This window comes from Vibrio sp. OPT41, assembly GCF_015163595.1.
Taxonomy (GTDB): Bacteria; Pseudomonadota; Gammaproteobacteria; order Enterobacterales; family Vibrionaceae; genus Vibrio; species Vibrio alginolyticus.
On sequence record NZ_JADDYH010000054.1, the window covers coordinates 495,060 to 515,280 of the forward strand.

Below are 20,221 nucleotides of genomic sequence, written 5' to 3' on the forward strand. Positions count from 1 at the left end.
ATCATAAAGTCACTGCGGGATTGCATTCCTTTTTATGTATGGCGGACTTGTTTACTTACGCCAAATTGGTCGTTTAGATGGGCGATAGTTTTATGAATAACACTCGTTATGGCACTTTTATGGCAGCATTCTCCTTTGTGATCTGGGGATTGCTACCAATTTATTATCGTTATTTACCGAATGCTTCTATGGATGAGTTGCTAGCATGGCGAATCATTGGGTCTGTACCTGTCGGGTTTCTAATTGTACTTGGGATAACCCGTCGAGGGCTGAATTGGAAAGAAATCTGGCTTGATAAAAAATCCTTGTGGTACACGTTTGTGGCGAGCAGTTTGATGTGTATTTCTTGGAGTGCGTTCACTTGGGCTTTGACCCATCATCGGGTCATCGATGCCAGCTTAGGCTTCTTTATTGGACCATTAGTATCTGTTGCGCTGGGCGTATTTATTCTTGGGGATAGGCTCTCAAAAGGCAAACTTATTGCAATAGTGTTGGCAACAATTGGTGTTATGTATCAAGTGATTCACTATGGTCAGCTACCCGTTATCGCACTAACGATGGGGTTGTTCTTTGCTTTGTATGGGCTGTACAAGAAGAAGATAAATTATGACTGGAGTACAACCTTGTTTGTTGAGGCGTTGTTACTGACTCCAGTTGCACTCGCCTATTTGCTCTATAAACAATGGGCAACTGGTGAACTGGCTTCGGGCACAGATACCACAACATTGCTTTTGTATTTTGGCAGTGCACCTATCACACTTTTACCACTCGTATTTTATTCTATCGCAATACGTATAACTAATTTATCAACCGTCGGTCTAATGCAATACATCGAGCCAAGCTTGCAGTTTGTGTTGGCAGTTATGTTTTTTGGCGAGTTGTTTGACGAAGTGAAAGCGGTGACCTTTGCATTTATTTGGGTAGGGCTGTTGTTCACAATTTTTGAAAGTATTATCAAAGGGCATCGGCGCAAAAAGCTAGTCAAACACCCCTTATAGTGGTTTCAATATTCTCACATATTAGCTTCTTTATTCTTATGCCCTCCATTCGAGGGCATTTTTAATACCATAAAGCATTGGCTTTCGTTTTTTGCCCGAATAGAAATCATAACTTGAGATTATTTGACGCATTATCATAATGATACCGCTATAGTTATAGCCAAGTGACACGCTTATATAAGTGAAAACCAGATCAAGAAGGACGACATATGATCACAGCTCTGTATGCCAACATTCTCGCAATACTCATTATTTGGTTGGCTGTTCAAGTAATTAAGCAACGTCGCTTAAATCAAATTGCTTATGCCGATGGTGGGGTAGAGGCTCTACAAATTGCTCGTAGTGCCCAGAGTAATGCGACAGAATATATCCCCATCACCCTGATTTTAATGGCACTTTTAGAATTTAATAGTGCTTACCCAACATGGATACATCTCACCGGTATTATTTTTGTAATTGGTCGAGTTATTCATGCTAAAGGCATATTGAAAAAAGACTTGAAAAAGCGCATTAGAGGGATGCAGGTGACATTTCTGGTGATACTTTCATTGGTTGTGTTAAATATGATTTACCTGCCATACGATAAGTTATGGTAAGTCTGCGACGTTACATTCCACCACCTTGGATACTCGTTCTGATTGGATTAGTACTGAATATTGGCGCGATCATCGTTACTAGCTTAGTCCTTGATAAGTTGGGTAAACAGCACTCGCAGCTCGCAGAGCAAACAGCAGAAAACTTGTATTCCATCCAACTCGCATGGAACAGTGTGGAAACCCTAGAAAGGAAAAGAGAAGCTTTACTGCTGCATGTGCACATAAGTCAGAGCGTAGCGATACCTTTAGAGCTAGAAGAGGTATTAGCAGGGCATTTATCTTCTTGGGTTCTCAACGAGTCGGATGAAATAAAAATTGATCAACTTCCTCAACTGATGTCAAAGATAAATCAGGCACAAGCTTCGTATAGAGACCGCATCGATAATTACTACATTGAGAATGTAGAGCTCAATGAGGTAATGGCAAAGCAGGATGAAAAGATCGCTTGGTACAAGAATATCGGACTCTTCTTGCAAGTATTCGGACTTGCGTTAATCCTTGCACGCGACTTAGCTAGGAAGCAATAAAAGCAAGAGCTAAAGATCAGGTTTATTGCGAAATGCCAATGGTAGTTTGCAAATTGCAATTTATTCGGTGAGCAAACAGTAGCTATTGGTTAAGTTTTAATGAAAGTGATTAAATAACAACCTGTTTTTGTGCACTGAAAAGTTGGCACGGCTCATGCTTTAGTATGAGTGACCCTTTCTAAGCCGAGGGTCACCTAGCCAACTGACGTTGTTAGTGAACCATCTTGTTCACAAATATATACAGCCAATCACGACTCCTTGTGGTTGGCTTTTTTTTATGCAGTCTAGAACTGTGCTTTAATCCAGATCATGCGATGGTCGGAAGATACATCCTTACCATCACCATACTTACCGATACGTGCATCGTTAAATAGTTTACGGCCTTCTTCATAAGACGCTGACCAGTACACACCAGAGTCTATTACATTCAAATTTGCTGAAGGCAAGGCATAGTCTACCCCTAAGCCAAACGTTGAAGTGATGCGATTCGGATATGGGTGAGTTGAACTGCGGTCAACAGCGTGTTCAGCTGCACCAAAGCTTGTTGGGTAAAGCTCACCATTCATCACGGTTTGGTTAACCAATGGATCGTTGTGCAGCTCTTGCATTACAGAGCTAATACCGTCACCAGCCACTGGATCAAGGTTTTGATCACCCATCATTACGAATTTAGCGCCGTTCGTTAAGCCACCTGTTTTACCCGCATCGTCGTAAAAATAGTCTTTGCCTTGAATGTAATGATGCCAAAACTCCACTTCTGCTGCGTTTTGCGCTTTGTTTTTACCGGTGTCGAATACTGGTGGAGTAGGATGAGACATCAACAAGTGTACAACTTCCTCGCCATTGCGTGTTGGAATGATGATTGGCGCGTCGACGTGATTTTTCGAAGATAGACGCACTTGATCCCACTCTTCCGCTGAGTACCATTCATCACCACACTTCATGCCGTCTGGAATCTTTTGCGAACCGTCACAGATAGTAATGGTTGGAATTGTCGCACCTTCCATATCTTTCCATTTAAATGCTTGGAATGTACGTGTGTTTGCCGTGTCAATTTTATACTTAGACATAAGGGCAAATGCATATTGACCATGGTACATGCCAAAGCCCCATGCATCACCTGGCATTTGACCTGCGGTTCCGTTGTTGTCGAGATCAAACTCACTCAACAACCCTGTATTAGTTGAGTAAGATTCAGCATAAGGGTATTCAATAGGCTCAAGGTTTGCTTCACCGCCCGCGCCATTGATGCTTTGCGCGACAGACAAGTAGTTCTTCTGGAATCCTTCAATGGCTGCTTTGTTTTCACCTGTTCCATCGTTGTTGTATTCCGCCATCATGAGAACATCAGGACGATTCTTTTGAATGATTGCTGCAACGTTACGAATTTGAATGACTTTTTCCGCAGTGGTTTTGTCTTCGGCTGCGATTGAACCGTCTAAATAAGAGGTGACCAACGCAGCTTGCTGCGTTGGTTCAATTTGCATTTCATCTACCAAAGTTTCGAAGGTAGCGCGGTCAAAAGAGAGGTTGTAAGTCGCTATTTTTACTTCTTTAGGCTGAACATTGACGTATTCAGTATCGTCATTACATCCAGATAGTAGAGCGGCGCCAACAAGGACAGCGATAGAGGTTTTGATTGCTTTCATGGGTACGTCATACCTTATAATTAATTCGGCTGAATATTAAAGTCATCAGTCATTGTTTTAAGCGATATTAGTCACACAAACGTTTTCATATTTACATGTTCAATTAGTTTTTGTGTGATTTGTGCAATAAATGCAACACTTTCAACACCAGAAGGTTATATGTAAATTGTTAAAAAACGGTGTCGTTATTGATGCGAAATAGAGAGTCCGCCACCGTTAAAAAGAAAAGCGTAGAATTTAAGCGTACATGAGATGTTTGAGTTGTATGCTTATCGCCGTGTTTTATTTTTTATGTTTAAATTTCTGTATATAATAAGCAGTCAATCAGAAGTGAGGACGACCTCACCGCTCTATCTTTTCTCGGGGACGACCCCATCTCGTTGGGAAATGTGACATGGCTTGGGGAATTCTCTTCATTGCGGGCCTGTGTGAAATCGCATGGGCTGTCGGTCTTAAATATTCACAAGGGTTTACCAAATTCGGTGCTTCGGCATTCACTATTGTCTTTATGTTATTGAGCTTTTGGTTGCTTGGCATTGCGTTAAGAACCTTGCCTTTAGGCATTGCTTATGGAGTATGGGTAGGGATTGGCGCAATAGGCACGGCAGTCGTGAGTATTTATCTGTTCAATGAGCCAGCAACACTTATCAAAGCCTTAAGCTTGCTAATGATTGTCGCTGGTATCGCAGGGTTAAAAATATCAGCTTAACGTTAGGCTAAACACAAAACAGCCAGAGTCACTCTGGCTGTTTTTCTAAATGTCGTGTTTACGGTTCTGGCGAGGTATATCAAGCGTTGCGCTTAATAAAAGGTAACCGTAAGTGATGACCAAACGCATTAATTAATGCGCCTGTAACAATCAGACCGCCACCGACGTACGTCCAAATGATCGGAACCTCGCCAAAGAAAATGATGCCCAACAACACAGAAAATACGATCTGGATATACGAATAAGCGGAGGCTTTACCCGCTTGTTGAGTTTGCATCGCTTTGGTTAAACCCAATTGTCCAATTTGGGTAAAGACACCAACTAGAACCAACATGAAAGTCAGATATAGATCGGGCATTACAAAATCGTCGCCAATCAGTAAGAGTGAAGCGGGGAGAGCAACCAACGGGAAATAGAAAATGATCACTGAGCTGTCTTCTGTCTGACTCAGTTTTCTGACAATGACGTAGGCAATTGAGCTACCAAATGCGCCTAAGATCGCAATCATGACGCTAAACATTGGTAAAGCGCTATCTGAGCCTTGCCCAGTTTCTGGGCTTACCATGATATAGATGCCGAGTAAGCACAACGCAATACAAAGGAAAGTTGACGGCTGGATGCGCTCTTTCAAGAAAAATACGGCGAGTAGTGCAGTAAATACCGGATGAATATACTGGAATATCGTCGCTTCTGCCAAAGGTAAGGTGGTCACTGAATAATATACACACATCAGAGCCATCGTGCCCACAGCACCGCGTGCAAATAGTAATGGCTTATTATTGCCCCATACAGAAATTCGTTTTCGCTTTACATCGAAATAACTAATGATAAGTGAAACGAGCGCTCTTGCTGCAACGATTTCAAAAACGGGGATACCGTAGTTGCCGACGTGCTTTACTGTAGCCGACATCAGAGCAAAGCCGAACGCGGAAAGCACCATAAAGCGCACACCGATGGGAATCATAGTGTTGAATGAATTGGACATTTTACTGCTCATTTGTTGCGACAGATCTCACTTTAGCATACTTAGTTAGCGATTAAATCCTCTCAACTCAAACACTTCTGTCGACAAGATGAATAAACAGTAGAATACGTAGCAATTAATCTGCCTCTCTTCAGCGTAACAATAAAAACTCGATATTTAAGGAGCTTACATGATCCCGATAAAAGCAACGCATGTTTCAGGCGTTGTCATTTCAAAAATTGATGGCATAGAAAAAATGCTGTTACTCAAACGCGTAAAAGGTGGCTATTGGTGCCATGTTGCAGGTGGTATCGAAGCGGGTGAAGCCGGGTGGCAAACCATTTTAAGAGAGTTAAAAGAAGAGACACTAATTGACCAAGTTGAGTTACATACAGCAGACTTTCTAGAGCAGTTCTACGAAGCAAAAAATAACCGTATCATGGTTATCCCATGTTTTGTGCTATTTTGTCCGCCTAACCAATCAGTTGTTCTTAACGAAGAGCATACAGAGTATCGCTGGTGTACGATTGAAGAAGCTAAGCAGCTGGCTCCGTTTGCCAATCAGCATCACCTCTATGAACATGTATGGAAGCATTATGTAGATGTGGCATCACTAACGCCATTTACGCTGATCGATCAAAAGGGCTAAATGAACGGCAACGGCTTTGATTAGTTTTTATAGAGAGGTTTGTTCTCATAAAATGAAGCGTTAGGATTTGCGCTGAGCGTTCACAATAAAAAGGAATAACATCTATGGATGAAGTCACATGCCAAGAGACGTATCAAGGAAATCACTTACAGAAGCGTTTTTCCGTCTCGCAAAGGATCTCAATTGAGCCCCTTAATACGAAACACGCGTCCGCTTTACTAGAGGTTGTGAACACTCACCGAGAGAGCCTTGAGGGCTATCTACCTTGGACGGATTCTGTCACGAATCATCGAGAGGCCGTGAACTACATTTCCCAGCGAGTGAACAGTAACGCGCTGGATTCCCACTGGTGTGCAATTTATTTTGATGAGCAGCTTACGGGTGTTATTGGCATTAAAGGTGTGGATTCACATACACGTGTTACTGAAATTGGCTACTGGCTTGCTAACAATGGGCGAGGCCATCGTGTGATTGATCAAGTACTCGCAGTATTGATCCCTTTCTTGAAGAAGAAAGGGCACGCACAATTCATTCAGTTCCATTGTATGGAAGATAACATCGCTAGCATCAATATTGCTGAGCGTGCAGGCGCCACATTAAAAGAATACGTTGATCATGAGTTCGATATGCTTGACCGCTCTCAACGACTAGGCATTTATGAACTACGTTTGACGTAGTATCCACCCTAGAGATATTTTAATCAGAGTTCGAACTCTAACTTCACGAGCGCTACAATAGTAACATTGTTGCGCTCGTGTTAACTTGGGGCGTCATTGGTAGAAACTAGGCTAGGAGAAGCATCATGAACGCAATCACAGAGGTTGAAGTAGATAACTTGTTACAGCAAAGCCTCGAACGCTTAAAAGCGGCATATGCAGCCGAGCCTTATCCTAGTTTAGATGAACGTAAACAGCGCCTCGTTTTGTTAAAAAAATCGCTGCTTGAGAACAAACAAGCTCTGGTTGAAGCGTTAAGTGACGATTTTGGCTATCGCTCAGAATTTGATACCGCTATGACCGACGTTTTGCCAACGGTCTCGCATATTAATTATACCCTCAAACGACTAAAAAAATGGTGCAAACCCAGCAAGCGCGAATCCGGCTTATTGCTCGCACCTTCTAAAGTCACCGTTCAGTATCAACCGTTAGGTGTCGTCGGGATCATTTCACCGTGGAACTTTCCTGTGATTTTGAGCCTTGCGCCTTTAGTGACAGCATTGGCTGCTGGCAACCGCGTGATGATGAAGCTCAGCGAATTTACGCCAAAAACCAATAAAGTCATCGTCGATATTTGCCGTGGGTTGTCTGAGTATGTCGAAGTTTTTGAGGGTGAAGCAGACGTCGCACAAGCATTCAGCCAACTGCCATTCGCTCACCTTTTGTTCACGGGTTCTACGAGTGTTGGTCGCGCAGTGGCAAAAGCGGCAGCGGAAAACCTTACCCCGGTGACGTTAGAGTTGGGTGGAAAGTCCCCGGTGATCATTGCAAAAGATGCAGACATGAAGAAAGCCGTTGATGCTATCTTGTTTGGTAAATGCATTAATGCAGGCCAGATTTGTGTCGCGCCTGACTACGCATTTGTACCGCAAGAACGTGTCGAAGAGTTCATTTCGCTATTCTTAAAACGTTTTGAAAAGCTCTATTTAAAATCCAACAAGAATCAAAAGCTGACCCATATTGTCAACCAACGACAATATGATCGTTTGACTGCGCTACTTGAGGATGCAAAAGCGCAAGGTGCTAACCTTCACACTGTTGAGGCGTCGCCCCAAGAGGAACGACTTCTGTATCCTCATTTGGTCACGGATGTGTCGCCGAATATGCGAATCATGCAAGAGGAGATCTTCGGGCCATTTCTACCTGTTAAGCCCTACAATGCCGTTGATGAAGCGATTGACTACATTAATCAGCACCAAAGACCACTTGCGCTGTATGTTATGTCGGACGACAAATCGACTATCAAACATATTGTACGCAACACCCACAGTGGTGGCGTCGGCGTTAATGATACGGTTTTACATGTTGGCGCTGAAGATGCGCCTTTTGGTGGCGTTGGTGAATCGGGTATTGGGCATTATCACGGAGAGGAAGGATTCAGAACTTTTAGTCATGCGAAAACCATTCTTCACACACCGAAATGGTTGCCAAGAACGAGCGTATTAATGCGCCGTAGGGCTATGGCGATAAAAGCGATCCAAAAGATCTTTGTTCGATAATAATTATGATTTGATTGATAAAAAACCGCCCGAATAGGCGGTTTTTTGTTTCTATATGCTCTGAAACGCTGGGCACCAAAGTCCGAGAAACTTCCATCGCGTGCTACCAACAAAACAAAGAAAGGCTCTTGTTGATAGAGCCTTGTTCAGGAAGTGTCGAGAGATCTTGGCAAGTTTAATGCAGAACTTCACTGCTGAATCTTAGATATCTACAGTCGTTCATCAGTTCTTTAAACGCCTTTCGGTCCAGCTTAATCAGAGTTTCATGATCGCCAGCTTCAAGGTAGACATGTTCCAAGTTTGCTAGTCTTTCATCGCAAACTGTCGACATGTGGTAAGGGCTACCAATCGGTGGAATAGCGCCGTGTTCACAATCGGTGAAGAGTCGGTAAACCATACGCTCTTTCACCAAGTGGAAGGTGGCATTAAATTCGTCGTTTAATCTCGACAAACTGATTTTGTTGTTGGCAGGTAAGACCGCCATCATATGACGCCCTTCATGATCCTCTAGAATCACACCTTTTGCGATATTCATTAAAGGCACACCTGCTGTAACACCACTTTGTAGCGAGCTATGACTGTGGCTGTGATTCACGGTTTGAAAGTGAATGTTATGCTCAGTCAAATATTCATCTAATCGGGTTGCAATCGTCATATAGCCTCCACGTGTATGAGACCCATAAAAAGTATAGGTTAGTCGGGCGACAATCGCGCATTTTACTCGGCGACACTGACGCTCTTTACGCTCCTGTTCTACGCTTATTGCAAGCCAGCGAGAAAGCATGGTTAACAATAATAAATAGGGGGCAACATGAGCAAGCCAATCATCGCTGATAACAAGCCGATCAAAGTAGAGTTGAAAGCTGGGCAAGAATATTACTTCTGCCGATGTGGGCGTTCTAAAAATCAACCTTACTGCGATGGGTCTCATTCGGGAACCGGCTTAAAGCCAATGAGCTTTAGTGCGGAAAAAGACGAAGATGCCTATCTCTGCCAATGTAAGCATACCGCCAATGCTCCTTTTTGTGATGGTACACACAAGCGATTTACCGCAGAGCAAGTCGGTAAAGAGGGACCGGAACAAAAGCGAGAGAAAAGAGACAAACCAACGGCGTCTGCTACTCAAGAAGAACCAACCCTCGAGTTTATCCACCAATTAGCGAGAGAAGGACTCTCTAAACTCGGTCATCATGGTCCGATGGCTGCAATGGGGGTTCCTAGGCATTTGCTACCACATTGGGATGCTATACAAATCATGGTGGCGCAAATGGCGACACAACCGTTGTTGGAAGACGTTCCTGTGTCTACCGAGTTGATTGTGGGACCAAACGCGCGTAAGCCGCTCAGACTCGCCATTCCTTTGTTGGTGTCGGACATGAGTTTTGGCGCACTTTCTGAAGAGGCGAAAATTGCACTAGCAAAAGGTGCAGAGTGGGCAGGGACTGGGATTTGCTCTGGTGAGGGTGGCATGTTACCGGAAGAACAAGCCGCTAATTCACGGTATTTCTATGAGCTTGCTAGTGCTCAATTTGGCTACGACGAATCTAAGCTTCTTAATGTTCAGGCGTTTCACTTTAAAGGTGGGCAAGGAGCAAAAACGGGCACGGGTGGTCATCTGCCTGCAAATAAAAATGTAGGTAAGATCTCTCAGGTGAGAGGCATCCCCGAAGGACAACCAGCGATATCACCACCAACGTTCAAAGATCTTCACACTACTCACGATTTCAGAAAGTTTGCTGACAGAGTTCGTGGCATCACAGGCGGTATTCCAATTGGATTTAAACTCAGTGCCAACCATATTGAGCAAGACATTCAGTTTGCGCTTGATGCTGGGGCTGATTATATCATCTTAGATGGTCGCGGTGGTGGCACGGGTGCGGCGCCAACTATGTTCCGTGATCATATTAGTGTTCCCACCATCCCTGCATTAGCTCGTGCACGTAAGTACTTAGATGAAAAAGGCGTAAGTGACCGCGTCACATTAATCATCACCGGTGGGTTGCGAGTTCCTACGGATTTTGTCAAAGCGTTGGCACTTGGAGCAGACGGAGTAGCGATAGCAAACAGTGCGATGCAATCGATCGGTTGTGTCGCGGCTCGCATCTGCAACACCAATAATTGCCCGGCAGGCATTGCGACACAAAATGCCGATTTGAGGCAGCGTCTCGACGTTGAAAAGTCATCCCAGCAACTGAAAAATTTCTTCGAATCCTCGGTCGAGCTCATGAAAGTCATGGCGAGGGCGTGTGGTCATCACGCTCTGAATGAATTTAGTCATCATGATTTAGCGACCTGGGATCACAACATGGCGAGGCTGTCTGGGATTAAGTATTCAGGTATGGACTTAAACTGATCTCTATCCATATTTTCTGCATATAGGTACATGTTTGATAACAATTATTTATTCGCTGAAATGTTTGAAATTTTGACTTGGCGTTAACTAAAAAAACAGTGTATGAACTACGCTGTTTGAGGTGGATATTCGATTTATTGAATAACAAAGAGTGGTTACCACAACCACGACACGAAGGAGCATTATATGAGCAAAGCAAACGGCGGTTCGGTAGGTAAATGTCCAGTTATGCATGGTGGGCAAACATCTACAGATAAGTCGGTGATGGATTGGTGGCCGAATGCCTTGAACTTAGACATCCTGCATCAACACGACTCCAAAACCAACCCATTTGGCCAGGACTTTAATTACAAAGAAGAACTGAAAAAGCTAGATGTCGAAGCACTTAAAAAAGATTTAAAAGATTTAATGACTGATAGCCAAGACTGGTGGCCTGCCGACTGGGGACACTACGGTGGTTTAATGATCCGAATGGCATGGCATGCAGCGGGCAGTTATCGTATTGCGGATGGCCGTGGCGGTGCTGCTACAGGCAACCAACGCTTTGCTCCTCTCAACTCTTGGCCAGATAACGCCAACCTGGATAAGGCTCGACGCCTTTTATGGCCAATCAAGAAAAAATATGGCAACAAACTAAGTTGGGCAGACCTGATTGTCCTTGCCGGTAACATGGCGTACGAATCCATGGGCTTTAAGACCTTTGGCTTTGCGTTTGGACGAGAGGACATCTGGCACCCAGAAAAAGACACTTACTGGGGCTCTGAGCAAGAATGGTTAGCCACAAGTGACGCTGATAACAGCCGCTACTCTGGTGAGCGAGATTTAGAAAACCCGCTTGCTGCGGTAATGATGGGTCTTATCTATGTGAACCCTGAAGGGGTAGACGGTAACCCAGATCCTCTCAAAACAGCACATGACATGCGAGTGACCTTTGCGCGAATGGCAATGAACGATGAAGAAACCGTCGCGCTCACAGCTGGTGGTCACACGGTGGGTAAGTGTCATGGTAATGGTGATGCCGCAAACCTTGGCCCAGAGCCCGAAGCAGCAGACGTTCATGAGCAAGGTCTTGGCTGGATTAATCACAAAACACGTGGTATTGGCCGTGACGCGGTAACGAGTGGTATTGAAGGTGCTTGGACAACAAACCCTACACAATGGGATTACGGATACTTCCACCTACTATTTAAGTATGACTGGGAACTGAAAAAGAGCCCAGCCGGCGCATGGCAATGGGAGCCAATCGACATTGAAGAACAAGACAAGCCTGTCGATGTTGAAGACGGTTCTAAGCGCTACAATCCAATCATGACCGACGCCGATATGGCGCTCAAAATGGACCCTGAATATCGTAAGATTGCAGAAAAGTTCCAAAATGACCCTGCGTACTTTGATGACGTTTTTGCTCGTGCCTGGTTTAAGTTGACACACCGCGATCTAGGACCAAAATCATGTTATTTCGGCCCAGATGTGCCAAGCGAAGATCTTATTTGGCAAGACCCAACGCCCGCAGGTAAGACAGACTACGATGTCGATTTAGTGAAAACAAAAATTGAAGCAAGTGGCCTATCCATTAGTGAGTTAGTCAGTACGGCGTGGGATAGCGCGCGTACTTACCGTGGCTCTGACCGTCGAGGAGGTGCAAATGGCGCGAGAATTCGCTTGGCTCCGCAAAAAGATTGGCAAGGGAACGAACCTGAACGTCTAAGCCGTGTTCTTGCTGTGCTAGAAAAAATAGCAGCAGAAGAGGGCTGTAGTGTTGCAGACGCTATCGTGATTGCTGGGAACGTAGGTATTGAGCTGGCTGCGCGTGCCGCAGGTCATGATGTTTCCGTGCCATTCGCGCCAGGCCGAGGTGATGCCACCCAAGAGATGACGGATGTGGAATCGTTCGAAGTACTTGAGCCTGTTGCTGACGGTTTCCGAAATTGGTTGAAGAAAGACTACGCGGTTATGCCAGAAGAGCTTTTATTAGATCGTGCTCAGCTTATGGGGCTAACGGCGCCAGAAATGACGGTACTTATCGGTGGTATGCGCGTTCTAGGCAGTAACTACGGCGGTGGAAAAGAGGGCGTATTTACTGAGCGAGTCGGCACTTTGTCGAATGATTTCTTCGTGAACCTTACTGACATGGCATATACGTGGAAACCAGTGAGTGCTAATCAATATGAAATCCGTGATCGTAAAACCGACGCTGTGAAGTGGACGGCTACTCGAGTGGATCTTGTCTTTGGTTCAAACTCGATCCTGCGTTCGTATGCGGAAGTGTATGCGCAAGATGATAATCAGGAAAAATTCATCCATGACTTCATCGCCGCATGGACGAAAGTCATGAACGCGGATCGTTTTGACTTGCAATAAGTGAAACGATGTTCATCGATAGATGCGTAAACAAAGTTGATGAATAAGTAAGAGAGGCGGGCGAAAAGCTCGCCTTTTTCTTTACCTATCTTTTTACTTTGATTGTTACTTTGATTGAAAATTAAGCTCATTTGAACCATAATAACTGGACCATATGAACCACAGGAGCTTGATATGGCAACTGCAGCATTAAAAAGCTTCAAACCGAAACAACCTCATAAAGCCAATTTCTGGTTTATGTTGGGTATTGAAGACGCTGAAACAGGTCGCACTGATGCGGTTCACAAAGGCTTTGAGCCAAAGGTGTATCGCAATATTGTTGAGCGTGTGAAGCTTTCTCAGAGTGAGTTTCAAAACGTCACATTGATACCTGTCAGCACGGTCAAGCGTCGTCTAAAAAACGATGAACGCTTCAATACGCAAGAAAGTGATGCAATCTATCGATTAGCGATGTTATTGAAACTCGCGACAGAACTGTTTGACGACGAAGAGCGCGCGTTAAAATGGATGAGAGAGAATGTGTATGGCTTAGGTGGAAAACGTCCACTTGATATGGTCTCGACCACGGTGGATTTTGAAATCGTAAAAGATTTGATCGGCCGTTTAGAGCACGGGGTATTCTCGTAATATGAAGCTCTATCGTCTCACACAAAAGAAATTTGCTGACACGCCATTCAGCCCCGTTGGCGCAAAGTTATTTGGAGGGCGATGGAACTCAAAAGGAACCGAAGCCCTCTACTTCTCTGAATCGGAATCCCTTTGCTCGTTGGAAGTGTTTGTTCACGTAAACAACGATCCTGCTATCACCAAACTTTACGATTTATATCGTATTGAAATGCCAGAATACCTCATCGCCACCTTAGATGAAGAAGATCTCCCTGTGACGTGGCGAGCAATACCGGCGAGCGAGTCTACGCAGTACATTGGTGATCAGTTTCTCAATGATCCTCATCCAGAGTTTGCCGCGCTGCAAGTGCCTTCAACGATTTCACCTCGTGATAAAAACTACGTGGTGAATCCAAATCATCCCAAAATGAAAGAGATCATCAAGAAAGCCGAAAAGCTCGATTTCGCGTTTGATCCGCGCATTTTCAAATAGACGCCTAGCTTTGTCTTGCTTTAAAGCATTCAGCGCTTACCTGAGATAAACGCTGAAGCATAAAAGTTTATTTCCTTGGTTATTGTCGGTCGTAAGTGAACTGTTGCGCTTCATTTGTAGTGTTGAGGTAATGCCCAAGCACCAACTCAGCACCTTTGTAAGATAAATGGCTGTCATCCGTATACATCGCATTGTTTGCTCCAACTCTCATTCGACATACGCCATTTCTGCAAATGGCATCGGTCAAGTCGACAAACTCAACGTGCTCAAATTGCTCAAAGTAGTTCACTAACTTCGCCACGTTTTGAGGGTGATGTTGTTTGGGAGAAAAGTCGCAGGCAGACTCTTCTGTCTCGCCAAACAAACGCGCTTTCCAAAGGCATTCTCCTACCGCAAACGGTGCAGAAGGGGTTGGACCGAAAACGACCACTTCCTTTCCTTTCAGTTCATTCAATAATTTGGTTAATGATGCTTCATAATCGGCTTGTGAAAGCTCTTTATTGAAATTAGAAGAGATAACAACGCGACGAATGGAAGGGGTACTTAGAATTGTATCGACAGCCTCATTGAAGAACTGTCGGCAAGAAATTGAGCCAGCAGCTTCTAGGATGTCGACATAACCGACCGCACAGGAATCTTGAGTAAGTTGCACCACGCCAGTTGGTGTTACTTCGGATAGACGCTTCACGTAAACCATGCTGTGACTATTGCCTAACACAGCGATGGCGGGCTGCGGCGCAGACGAGCACACATCGTTAACGTTGGTGTTGCCGTTGCAATCTAAACCATAACCGTTGTTAACGCGCATGGCCTCGAAAAATGCGCTTCTTTCTGGAAAACCACCGTTTTGATGACCGATAACGCCGAGCGTTAGCAAGGGCAACGTCAACAACACAATAACCGCGGACACAGTGCGCATGCTCATGGCTTTTCGGCTACGGAACGGCTTTTCAATAAAGCGCCAAGTGAAGTAAGAAAGTACAAAAAGAGTGACAACGTAAAGTGGGATATTGATGTCTTGTGTTGTGTCCAACACGTAGCGGTAAAAGACAAATAATGGAATGTGCCACAAGTATAAGCTGTAACTGATTAAGCCGACGAACACGACCCACTTTAGGCTCAGTAATCTACCGCAGACATTGTCTTTAGAGGCAAACAAAATCACCAACGCGCTACCGATGACCGGCACCAGCAGCGTAATGCCCGCGCCATCTTGCGATTTTTCAAACAAAAGCGAGGAAGCCAATATCAAAACGATGCCAATGGTTGCTAGAGTATCGTTAGATTGAACTTGGACTTTTCTCATCACTAATGCGAGTAATGAACCGGTTGCCAGCTCCCAAGCGCGAGAGAAGATCATGTAAAAAGCGAAATCAGGATCGTTGCTCGCGTAGACAATAGTCATCAAACTCAGCACAAATACCGTGATAAAAAAAGTCAGGTAAAACGCGTTTTTGCCACGAGCGAGTAGCATGAGTAGCAAAGGAATGACAATGTAGTATTGTTCTTCAACGCCCAAGCTCCATGTGTGGAACAGCGGGTTGGCTTGATCTTCTAAACCGAAGTAATTGTGGCCTTTCAAATACAGAAGAATGTTGGATGAAGAGAGAATGGAAGACACTGCAAATTGACCAACGTCTTTGTGTGCTTGCGGCAAAAATAGCCACCAAGACATCAAATAGCTGACGGCGATCACCACCAGTAAGAGGGGGAGTATGCGACGAATGCGTCGCTCATAAAAATCACCAAGGCTGAACTTCTGGTTTTCTAAGTCGTTAATCACGATGGTGGTGATCAAATAGCCGCTGATCACAAAAAACACGTCGACGCCAATAAAGCCACCAGCGAATTGCTCAACTCCTGCATGAAACAAAATCACCAACGTGACAGCAATCGCCCTTAATCCGTCTACTTCTGCTCTGTAAGTCATATCGTGTTGCTCCAACATTCCGTTTAATGAAGTAGAGCAAAATATGAACCAGAAATAATGTTTATTTAAATCAGTGCCTTAAAGTGATTGTCAAAATGAAAATGCTAGGTGGGTTAACGAATTCCCAAATTGAATTTCAATATGGAAACCCCATAAAGAATGATCTTAAGAAGCGCTAAATCAAAGAACGTAAAGCGCGAGGCACTTAGACTTCATTGAAAATGATTACGCTAAAGAAACGATGACAGAGAATACGATTCAGGAAAAAATTGCCAGCTTTACTTGTATCGAAGAGGCTTTGAATTACTTCGACATCGAGTTTGATAGCCGATTTATCGAAAACAATCGAACCGAGTTGGTTAAGAGGTTTCACGGCTACTTAATCCTCACTAAACCGGATGATTGGTTTTCAGGTCGTCGTGCTTTAAAGAATGCTTACTGTAAAGTACAACGCAGTTTGCTCAGTAAAAAGACGCGCTCTGCGTGTCGAGGTTGTACATCTTGTCAAAGACGTTAATTCTGATGGCTTGCCTAAAAAGAACCCTGCATCTTGGCGTTACAGGGGGAAGAGCAAGGTTCTTTTGGTTTCGCTATTGGTTTGTCGCGAGTTGCGAATCAGCTTTACGTAGATGAATTAACCCGCGTGGTACGCAGGGTAGTCCACTAAGCCTTTTTCACCGCCGCCGAACAATGTGGCAGGGTCATGTTCTGCCAGTGGATAGCCATGCTTGATGCGGCTTGGTAAGTCGGGGTTTGCAACAAACGGACGGCCAAAGCCAATCATGTCAGCTAAACCACTTTCGATCGCGTGTTGCGCCTTTTCATCGTTGTAACGACCGGCATAAATCAGTGTACCTTTGTACGCCTCACGAACTGCGGTTTTAAAGTTGTGCGGAGTGTCTGGCGCGTCGTCCCAATCTACTTCTGCAATGTGAATGTAAACCACATTGAGTTTATCAAGCAGCGCTGCAGCGGCGGTGTAGGTTTCGACTGGCGTACTATCAACGGTGCCATTTAACGAAGTGAATGGCGCAAGACGAACACCAACACGCTCAGCTCCAATGGCTTGCGTCATCGCTTCTATCACTTCACCAAGAAAACGCAGACGGTTTTCAATAGAGCCACCGTATTCATCGGTGCGGTTATTCGCTTCAGAATCGATAAACTGGTTAACCAAGTAGCCATTCGCTGCATGAAGCTCGATACCATCGAATCCGGCTTCTATCGCGTTTAGTGCGGCTTGGCGGTACTCTTCAATAACGTTCTTGATGTCTTGTTTGGTCATTTCACGTGGCTCAACCACGTCGACAAAGCCCGGTTCGTCTGTGCCGTTATCGACAAATACTTTCACGTTTTCTGCTTTTAGCGCAGAAGAAGAAATAGGTTGCTCACCGCCAATGTTATCAGGGTGAGTCACACGACCAACGTGCCACAATTGCGCGAAGATAGTGCCGCCTTTCTCGTGCACTGCATCAGTTACTTTTTTCCAGCCAGCAATTTGCTCTGGGCTGTAAATGCCTGGTGTCCATGCATAGCCTTGACCCATTGGCGAAATTTGTGTGCCTTCAGCAACGATTAGGCCCGCTTCAGCACGTTGAGCATAGTAGGTCGCCATCATGTCGTTAGCGATATTACCTGGTTGAGAAGCACGAGAACGCGTCATCGGAGGCATAACGATACGGCTTTTTAATGAGAGAGAGCCAAGTTGAATGGGTTGAAATAATGCGTCTGTCATAGGAAACCTCGTTATTTTTGAGTTTGGATGAGCTCGATTTGGTAACCATCGGGATCTTTAATGAACGCGATGTGAGTTTCTCCGCCTTTCATTGGACCTGGCTCGCGAGTAACGTTGCCACCAAGCGCTTTAATTTTTTCGCAAGCGGCGTAAATATCTTTAGACCCCAGTGCCATGTGTCCGAATGCGTTACCCAAGTCGTAACTGTCGGTGTCCCAGTTATAAGTTAGCTCGATGGTCGCGCCATCTGGTTGATCAGTGTTACCAACAAACACCAGTGAGTAACGGTATTCTTGGTTTTCAAAACGATCCAAAACACTCATTCCCAGAACTTTTGTATAAAATTCGATAGATTTGTCTAGGTCAGCTACACGGATCATCGTGTGGAGAAACTTCATAAGTCGCCTTTTCATAACGTTGCGTAATCACTATGCAAACCATATCGCCACTCTAAATAAACTGGAAATTATCGTTAATTATTAAAATGATTATTTAGTGTTATGAAAAGCGAAGTTGCTGGCCCTGCAACATGCAAACAAAGATTACTCGCCGTTTCTTTTTAATTGTTGGCATATGCTAATTACTCTTTTGAGAAACCGAGTAACTATCATGTCCACAAACAGCTACTGTCATTACACTCACGAATCTCATTATCAATGTGCGGTTTGTTCTTCAATTAATGTGAATCCGAACTCTTTGGCCGTGAACTACCAATACCTAGCCGATGGCTCTGTTGTCGGAGAGTTTCACGTTTTACCGCGTCATCAAGGTTACACAGACCTGTTACATGGTGGTATTGCCAGTTCGCTTCTCGATGGTGCAATGACGCATTGTTTGTTATCTAGAGACATTCAAGCCCTTACGGCGCAGTTGGATGTGCGCTACCATGCACCTATTAAGTTAGATGATCGAGTCACGATTACTGCACACTGTGAAGGTGAACGACGCGGTATATATCAACTGGTGGCTCAATTACGGGTCAATAGCGAAGTTAGAGTGACGGCTAAAGGGAAGTTTATTCGTCCTAAAAAGGCATAAATAAAAACGTGTTCTACGGAGAGGCAATGAAGAAATTTGATGAGCTGTATGCAATTGCGACGAGAAAATCCCAATATGACCAAACCAATACTTGGTTTAAAGGCGTAGAGACTTATCTGGAGGCCATTGGCAAAGAAGTTGATGAAGTCCGCGAAGAGATTCGTGAGGATCGCCTTTGTCATTTGGAAGACGAGTTAGGCGATGTGTTGTGGAACTATCTTAACGTATTAAAAGCGCTGGAAAGAGAAAAGGGTATAGATCCTGAGAAAGTACTCGAAAGAGCCTGCAACAAATACGATCAGCGTGTATCTGCGATTGAGTCGGGACGCAGTTGGGATGAGATAAAACAGCAGCAGAAACAAGCCTTGAACGCAGAGCATGAAGCCGCGCAGTTAGAAGATGTAAAGAGCCAATAACTGCGCTTGGTATTGAAAGGATAGGTTAATAGAGAATACCTAGTCAGCCCTTGGAGCTGTTGACCAACAGTAGGTCACAAGGTGGTTGATCAAGTAACGTGTCTACAGTGCTGCCAGACCAAAATTGAGATGACATGCTTCGTTTACATGCCCCCATAATCAAAATCGCTGCTTGTGATTGCTTAACTGCTTTTGGTAACGCCGTTTCAGGGTTTCCTTCCGGTAATAGTAATGGAACTCGCGTTAACTTTTGCGCAGTAATAAAATCTGTAATGCCTGTTTTTTGATTGCTTAATATCTCTGCACGATAGCGAGAGAGGTATGGTGCGACGTATCGGCAGTAAACGAGCGTCATTTTCCCGCTTAAGGTTTGTTCTAATTTTGAGCCTCGCGAGACGATGGCTTTATCTACTATCGACTTTTCATCCCCTCGATGAAGTGGGTCGATTGCACAAAGCATGTTGGCGTGAGAAGGCCATGACCGCTCACTCAGTAGCAACAAGTCGCAATCTTGTTGTGCTAGTTCTGTGAGCATCGTTTGAATCTCGTGTTTGTTAAAGTGTCCCACGAGCAGTAAGTCGGTGTGGTCAACAAGCCGTTTCGCAACTTGCTCAACCCAATGGCTCCCTTTGAAATGCTCGTAAGAGAGCGTTGGTGTTTCAAGCTCTTCTTCTTCGCAAAGTTCGACAATTAATGCGTTTAACTTTAAGGTCCAAGCTTCAAACTCAGCTTGTCTTTTTTCTATATGGTCAGAGTTGAAACTGAGAAAATGAGCGAATGCGTGATCTTCACTTCGGCGATGGTCTTCCACTAAAACCACAATAGGCTGAGCCAACGCTGTCGAAAATTGAATCACTTTACGAAGCACCTTACGACTTGGTAAGGCGGCCTGCTGAGTCAGAAAAAATACAGGTGCCATTGATTACTCCATTATCAAACAAGGCGAATGAGCCTGACACACATTCAAGTCTATACCATGAAC

21 protein-coding genes are annotated in these 20,221 nt (G+C 44.5%); 14 read left to right on the forward strand and 7 right to left on the reverse strand.

Translation table 11 applies throughout. The features are described 5' to 3' along the window. Positions 1-92: 92 nt before the first annotated feature. The 3 genes from rarD (at position 93) to IQP38_RS20890 (ending at position 2,121) form a co-directional block, all read left to right on the forward strand. A complete protein-coding gene (gene rarD, locus IQP38_RS20880) occupies positions 93-998 on the forward strand; it encodes an EamA family transporter RarD (RefSeq protein WP_031778926.1) in 906 nt (301 codons plus the stop codon). Between the two features lie 209 nt (positions 999-1,207). Next, entirely contained in the window at positions 1,208-1,594 is a 387-nt protein-coding gene (locus tag IQP38_RS20885) for an MAPEG family protein (RefSeq protein WP_005376510.1), read from the forward strand. Continuing rightward, complete coding sequence (locus IQP38_RS20890; protein WP_193837980.1) at positions 1,588-2,121, forward strand: DNA mismatch repair protein; 534 nt, start codon at positions 1,588-1,590, stop codon at positions 2,119-2,121. The genes IQP38_RS20885 and IQP38_RS20890 overlap by 7 nt, the downstream gene beginning before the upstream one ends. A 284-nt stretch (positions 2,122-2,405) precedes the next feature. Here the strand turns inward: IQP38_RS20890 and IQP38_RS20895 are convergent, their stop codons facing one another. Further along, positions 2,406-3,770 carry an endonuclease/exonuclease/phosphatase family protein gene (locus IQP38_RS20895; protein ID WP_193837981.1) on the reverse strand — a complete coding sequence of 455 codons (1,365 nt, stop codon included), beginning with the start codon at positions 3,768-3,770 and terminating at the stop codon, positions 2,406-2,408. Between the two features lie 394 nt (positions 3,771-4,164). Between IQP38_RS20895 and IQP38_RS20900 the strand changes: the two genes are divergently transcribed. Continuing rightward, on the forward strand, positions 4,165-4,479 hold the full coding sequence (locus IQP38_RS20900; protein ID WP_005376506.1) for a DMT family transporter: 315 nt from the start codon (positions 4,165-4,167) through the stop codon (positions 4,477-4,479). 79 nt (positions 4,480-4,558) lie between these two features. Here IQP38_RS20900 and IQP38_RS20905 read toward each other — a convergent pair whose 3' ends face one another. Further along, entirely contained in the window at positions 4,559-5,464 is a 906-nt protein-coding gene (locus tag IQP38_RS20905; protein WP_005376505.1) for a DMT family transporter, read from the reverse strand. A 169-nt stretch (positions 5,465-5,633) separates the two neighbouring features. Here IQP38_RS20905 and IQP38_RS20910 point away from each other — a divergent pair, with 169 nt between their 5' ends. The 3 genes from IQP38_RS20910 to IQP38_RS20920 all read left to right on the forward strand — a co-directional run bounded on the left by IQP38_RS20910 (position 5,634) and on the right by IQP38_RS20920 (position 8,307). Next, the gene (locus IQP38_RS20910; RefSeq protein WP_017635339.1) at positions 5,634-6,092 is read left to right on the forward strand and encodes an NUDIX hydrolase; all 459 of its coding nucleotides are present in this window, start codon (positions 5,634-5,636) and stop codon (positions 6,090-6,092) included. A gap of 104 nt (positions 6,093-6,196) precedes the next feature. Further along, entirely contained in the window at positions 6,197-6,769 is a 573-nt protein-coding gene (locus tag IQP38_RS20915; RefSeq protein WP_017635338.1) for a GNAT family N-acetyltransferase, read from the forward strand. A 125-nt stretch (positions 6,770-6,894) separates the two neighbouring features. Continuing rightward, positions 6,895-8,307, forward strand: a complete 1,413-nt coding sequence (locus IQP38_RS20920; protein WP_017635337.1) for a coniferyl aldehyde dehydrogenase — start codon at positions 6,895-6,897, stop codon at positions 8,305-8,307. Between the two features lie 175 nt (positions 8,308-8,482). Here IQP38_RS20920 and IQP38_RS20925 read toward each other — a convergent pair whose 3' ends face one another. Next, a complete protein-coding gene (locus IQP38_RS20925) occupies positions 8,483-8,962 on the reverse strand; it encodes an aminoacyl-tRNA deacylase (RefSeq protein ID WP_193837982.1) in 480 nt (159 codons plus the stop codon). 156 nt (positions 8,963-9,118) lie between these two features. On the opposite strand from IQP38_RS20925, the gene IQP38_RS20930 reads away from it, so the two are divergent. From IQP38_RS20930 to IQP38_RS20945, 4 genes are all read left to right on the forward strand, one after another. Next, positions 9,119-10,660 (forward strand): glutamate synthase-related protein, encoded by a 1,542-nt coding sequence (locus tag IQP38_RS20930; RefSeq protein WP_017635336.1) that lies wholly within the window; start codon positions 9,119-9,121, stop codon positions 10,658-10,660. 186 nt (positions 10,661-10,846) lie between these two features. After that, complete coding sequence (katG, locus tag IQP38_RS20935; protein WP_193837983.1) at positions 10,847-13,021, forward strand: catalase/peroxidase HPI; 2,175 nt, start codon at positions 10,847-10,849, stop codon at positions 13,019-13,021. A gap of 174 nt (positions 13,022-13,195) precedes the next feature. Beyond that, positions 13,196-13,648: an antitoxin Xre/MbcA/ParS toxin-binding domain-containing protein gene (locus IQP38_RS20940; RefSeq protein ID WP_005376498.1), complete on the forward strand. Its 453-nt coding sequence runs from the start codon at positions 13,196-13,198 to the stop codon at positions 13,646-13,648. Position 13,649: 1 nt separating this feature from the next. Beyond that, entirely contained in the window at positions 13,650-14,120 is a 471-nt protein-coding gene (locus IQP38_RS20945) for an RES family NAD+ phosphorylase (RefSeq protein WP_005376497.1), read from the forward strand. A 79-nt stretch (positions 14,121-14,199) separates the two neighbouring features. On the opposite strand, the gene IQP38_RS20950 is transcribed toward IQP38_RS20945, so the two are convergent. After that, the gene (locus tag IQP38_RS20950; RefSeq protein ID WP_054577841.1) at positions 14,200-16,050 is read right to left on the reverse strand and encodes an acyltransferase family protein; all 1,851 of its coding nucleotides are present in this window, start codon (positions 16,048-16,050) and stop codon (positions 14,200-14,202) included. Positions 16,051-16,291: 241 nt separating this feature from the next. Here IQP38_RS20950 and IQP38_RS20955 point away from each other — a divergent pair, with 241 nt between their 5' ends. Further along, positions 16,292-16,567, forward strand: coding sequence for a nitrogenase-stabilizing/protective protein NifW (locus IQP38_RS20955; protein WP_033906505.1), 276 nt, complete (start codon positions 16,292-16,294; stop codon positions 16,565-16,567). A gap of 117 nt (positions 16,568-16,684) precedes the next feature. On the opposite strand, the gene IQP38_RS20960 is transcribed toward IQP38_RS20955, so the two are convergent. Next, positions 16,685-17,785, reverse strand: coding sequence for an alkene reductase (locus tag IQP38_RS20960; protein WP_193837984.1), 1,101 nt, complete (start codon positions 17,783-17,785; stop codon positions 16,685-16,687). 11 nt (positions 17,786-17,796) lie between these two features. Beyond that, the gene (gloA, locus tag IQP38_RS20965) at positions 17,797-18,183 is read right to left on the reverse strand and encodes a lactoylglutathione lyase (protein ID WP_054576023.1); all 387 of its coding nucleotides are present in this window, start codon (positions 18,181-18,183) and stop codon (positions 17,797-17,799) included. A 211-nt stretch (positions 18,184-18,394) separates the two neighbouring features. Here gloA and IQP38_RS20970 point away from each other — a divergent pair, with 211 nt between their 5' ends. After that, complete coding sequence (locus IQP38_RS20970) at positions 18,395-18,823, forward strand: PaaI family thioesterase (protein WP_054576022.1); 429 nt, start codon at positions 18,395-18,397, stop codon at positions 18,821-18,823. A 26-nt stretch (positions 18,824-18,849) separates the two neighbouring features. Beyond that, positions 18,850-19,239 carry a MazG nucleotide pyrophosphohydrolase domain-containing protein gene (locus IQP38_RS20975; protein ID WP_005376487.1) on the forward strand — a complete coding sequence of 130 codons (390 nt, stop codon included), beginning with the start codon at positions 18,850-18,852 and terminating at the stop codon, positions 19,237-19,239. A 43-nt stretch (positions 19,240-19,282) separates the two neighbouring features. Here IQP38_RS20975 and IQP38_RS20980 read toward each other — a convergent pair whose 3' ends face one another. Further along, positions 19,283-20,158, reverse strand: coding sequence for a universal stress protein (locus IQP38_RS20980; protein ID WP_193837985.1), 876 nt, complete (start codon positions 20,156-20,158; stop codon positions 19,283-19,285). Positions 20,159-20,221: the final 63 nt, after the last annotated feature.

What these genes read in the sequence shown, in the direction of transcription:
- rarD (WP_031778926.1), top strand. Translation starts at nt 93, where the DNA reads ATGAATAACACTCGTTATGGCACTTTTATGGCAGCATTCTCCTTTGTG.
- IQP38_RS20885 (WP_005376510.1), top strand. Translation starts at nt 1,208, where the DNA reads ATGATCACAGCTCTGTATGCCAACATTCTCGCAATACTCATTATTTGG.
- IQP38_RS20890 (WP_193837980.1), top strand. Translation starts at nt 1,588, where the DNA reads ATGGTAAGTCTGCGACGTTACATTCCACCACCTTGGATACTCGTTCTG.
- IQP38_RS20895 (WP_193837981.1), bottom strand. Translation starts at nt 3,770, where the DNA reads ATGAAAGCAATCAAAACCTCTATCGCTGTCCTTGTTGGCGCCGCTCTA.
- IQP38_RS20900 (WP_005376506.1), top strand. Translation starts at nt 4,165, where the DNA reads ATGGCTTGGGGAATTCTCTTCATTGCGGGCCTGTGTGAAATCGCATGG.
- IQP38_RS20905 (WP_005376505.1), bottom strand. Translation starts at nt 5,464, where the DNA reads ATGTCCAATTCATTCAACACTATGATTCCCATCGGTGTGCGCTTTATG.
- IQP38_RS20910 (WP_017635339.1), top strand. Translation starts at nt 5,634, where the DNA reads ATGATCCCGATAAAAGCAACGCATGTTTCAGGCGTTGTCATTTCAAAA.
- IQP38_RS20915 (WP_017635338.1), top strand. Translation starts at nt 6,197, where the DNA reads ATGGATGAAGTCACATGCCAAGAGACGTATCAAGGAAATCACTTACAG.
- IQP38_RS20920 (WP_017635337.1), top strand. Translation starts at nt 6,895, where the DNA reads ATGAACGCAATCACAGAGGTTGAAGTAGATAACTTGTTACAGCAAAGC.
- IQP38_RS20925 (WP_193837982.1), bottom strand. Translation starts at nt 8,962, where the DNA reads ATGACGATTGCAACCCGATTAGATGAATATTTGACTGAGCATAACATT.
- IQP38_RS20930 (WP_017635336.1), top strand. Translation starts at nt 9,119, where the DNA reads ATGAGCAAGCCAATCATCGCTGATAACAAGCCGATCAAAGTAGAGTTG.
- katG (WP_193837983.1), top strand. Translation starts at nt 10,847, where the DNA reads ATGAGCAAAGCAAACGGCGGTTCGGTAGGTAAATGTCCAGTTATGCAT.
- IQP38_RS20940 (WP_005376498.1), top strand. Translation starts at nt 13,196, where the DNA reads ATGGCAACTGCAGCATTAAAAAGCTTCAAACCGAAACAACCTCATAAA.
- IQP38_RS20945 (WP_005376497.1), top strand. Translation starts at nt 13,650, where the DNA reads ATGAAGCTCTATCGTCTCACACAAAAGAAATTTGCTGACACGCCATTC.
- IQP38_RS20950 (WP_054577841.1), bottom strand. Translation starts at nt 16,050, where the DNA reads ATGACTTACAGAGCAGAAGTAGACGGATTAAGGGCGATTGCTGTCACG.
- IQP38_RS20955 (WP_033906505.1), top strand. Translation starts at nt 16,292, where the DNA reads ATGACAGAGAATACGATTCAGGAAAAAATTGCCAGCTTTACTTGTATC.
- IQP38_RS20960 (WP_193837984.1), bottom strand. Translation starts at nt 17,785, where the DNA reads ATGACAGACGCATTATTTCAACCCATTCAACTTGGCTCTCTCTCATTA.
- gloA (WP_054576023.1), bottom strand. Translation starts at nt 18,183, where the DNA reads ATGAAGTTTCTCCACACGATGATCCGTGTAGCTGACCTAGACAAATCT.
- IQP38_RS20970 (WP_054576022.1), top strand. Translation starts at nt 18,395, where the DNA reads ATGTCCACAAACAGCTACTGTCATTACACTCACGAATCTCATTATCAA.
- IQP38_RS20975 (WP_005376487.1), top strand. Translation starts at nt 18,850, where the DNA reads ATGAAGAAATTTGATGAGCTGTATGCAATTGCGACGAGAAAATCCCAA.
- IQP38_RS20980 (WP_193837985.1), bottom strand. Translation starts at nt 20,158, where the DNA reads ATGGCACCTGTATTTTTTCTGACTCAGCAGGCCGCCTTACCAAGTCGT.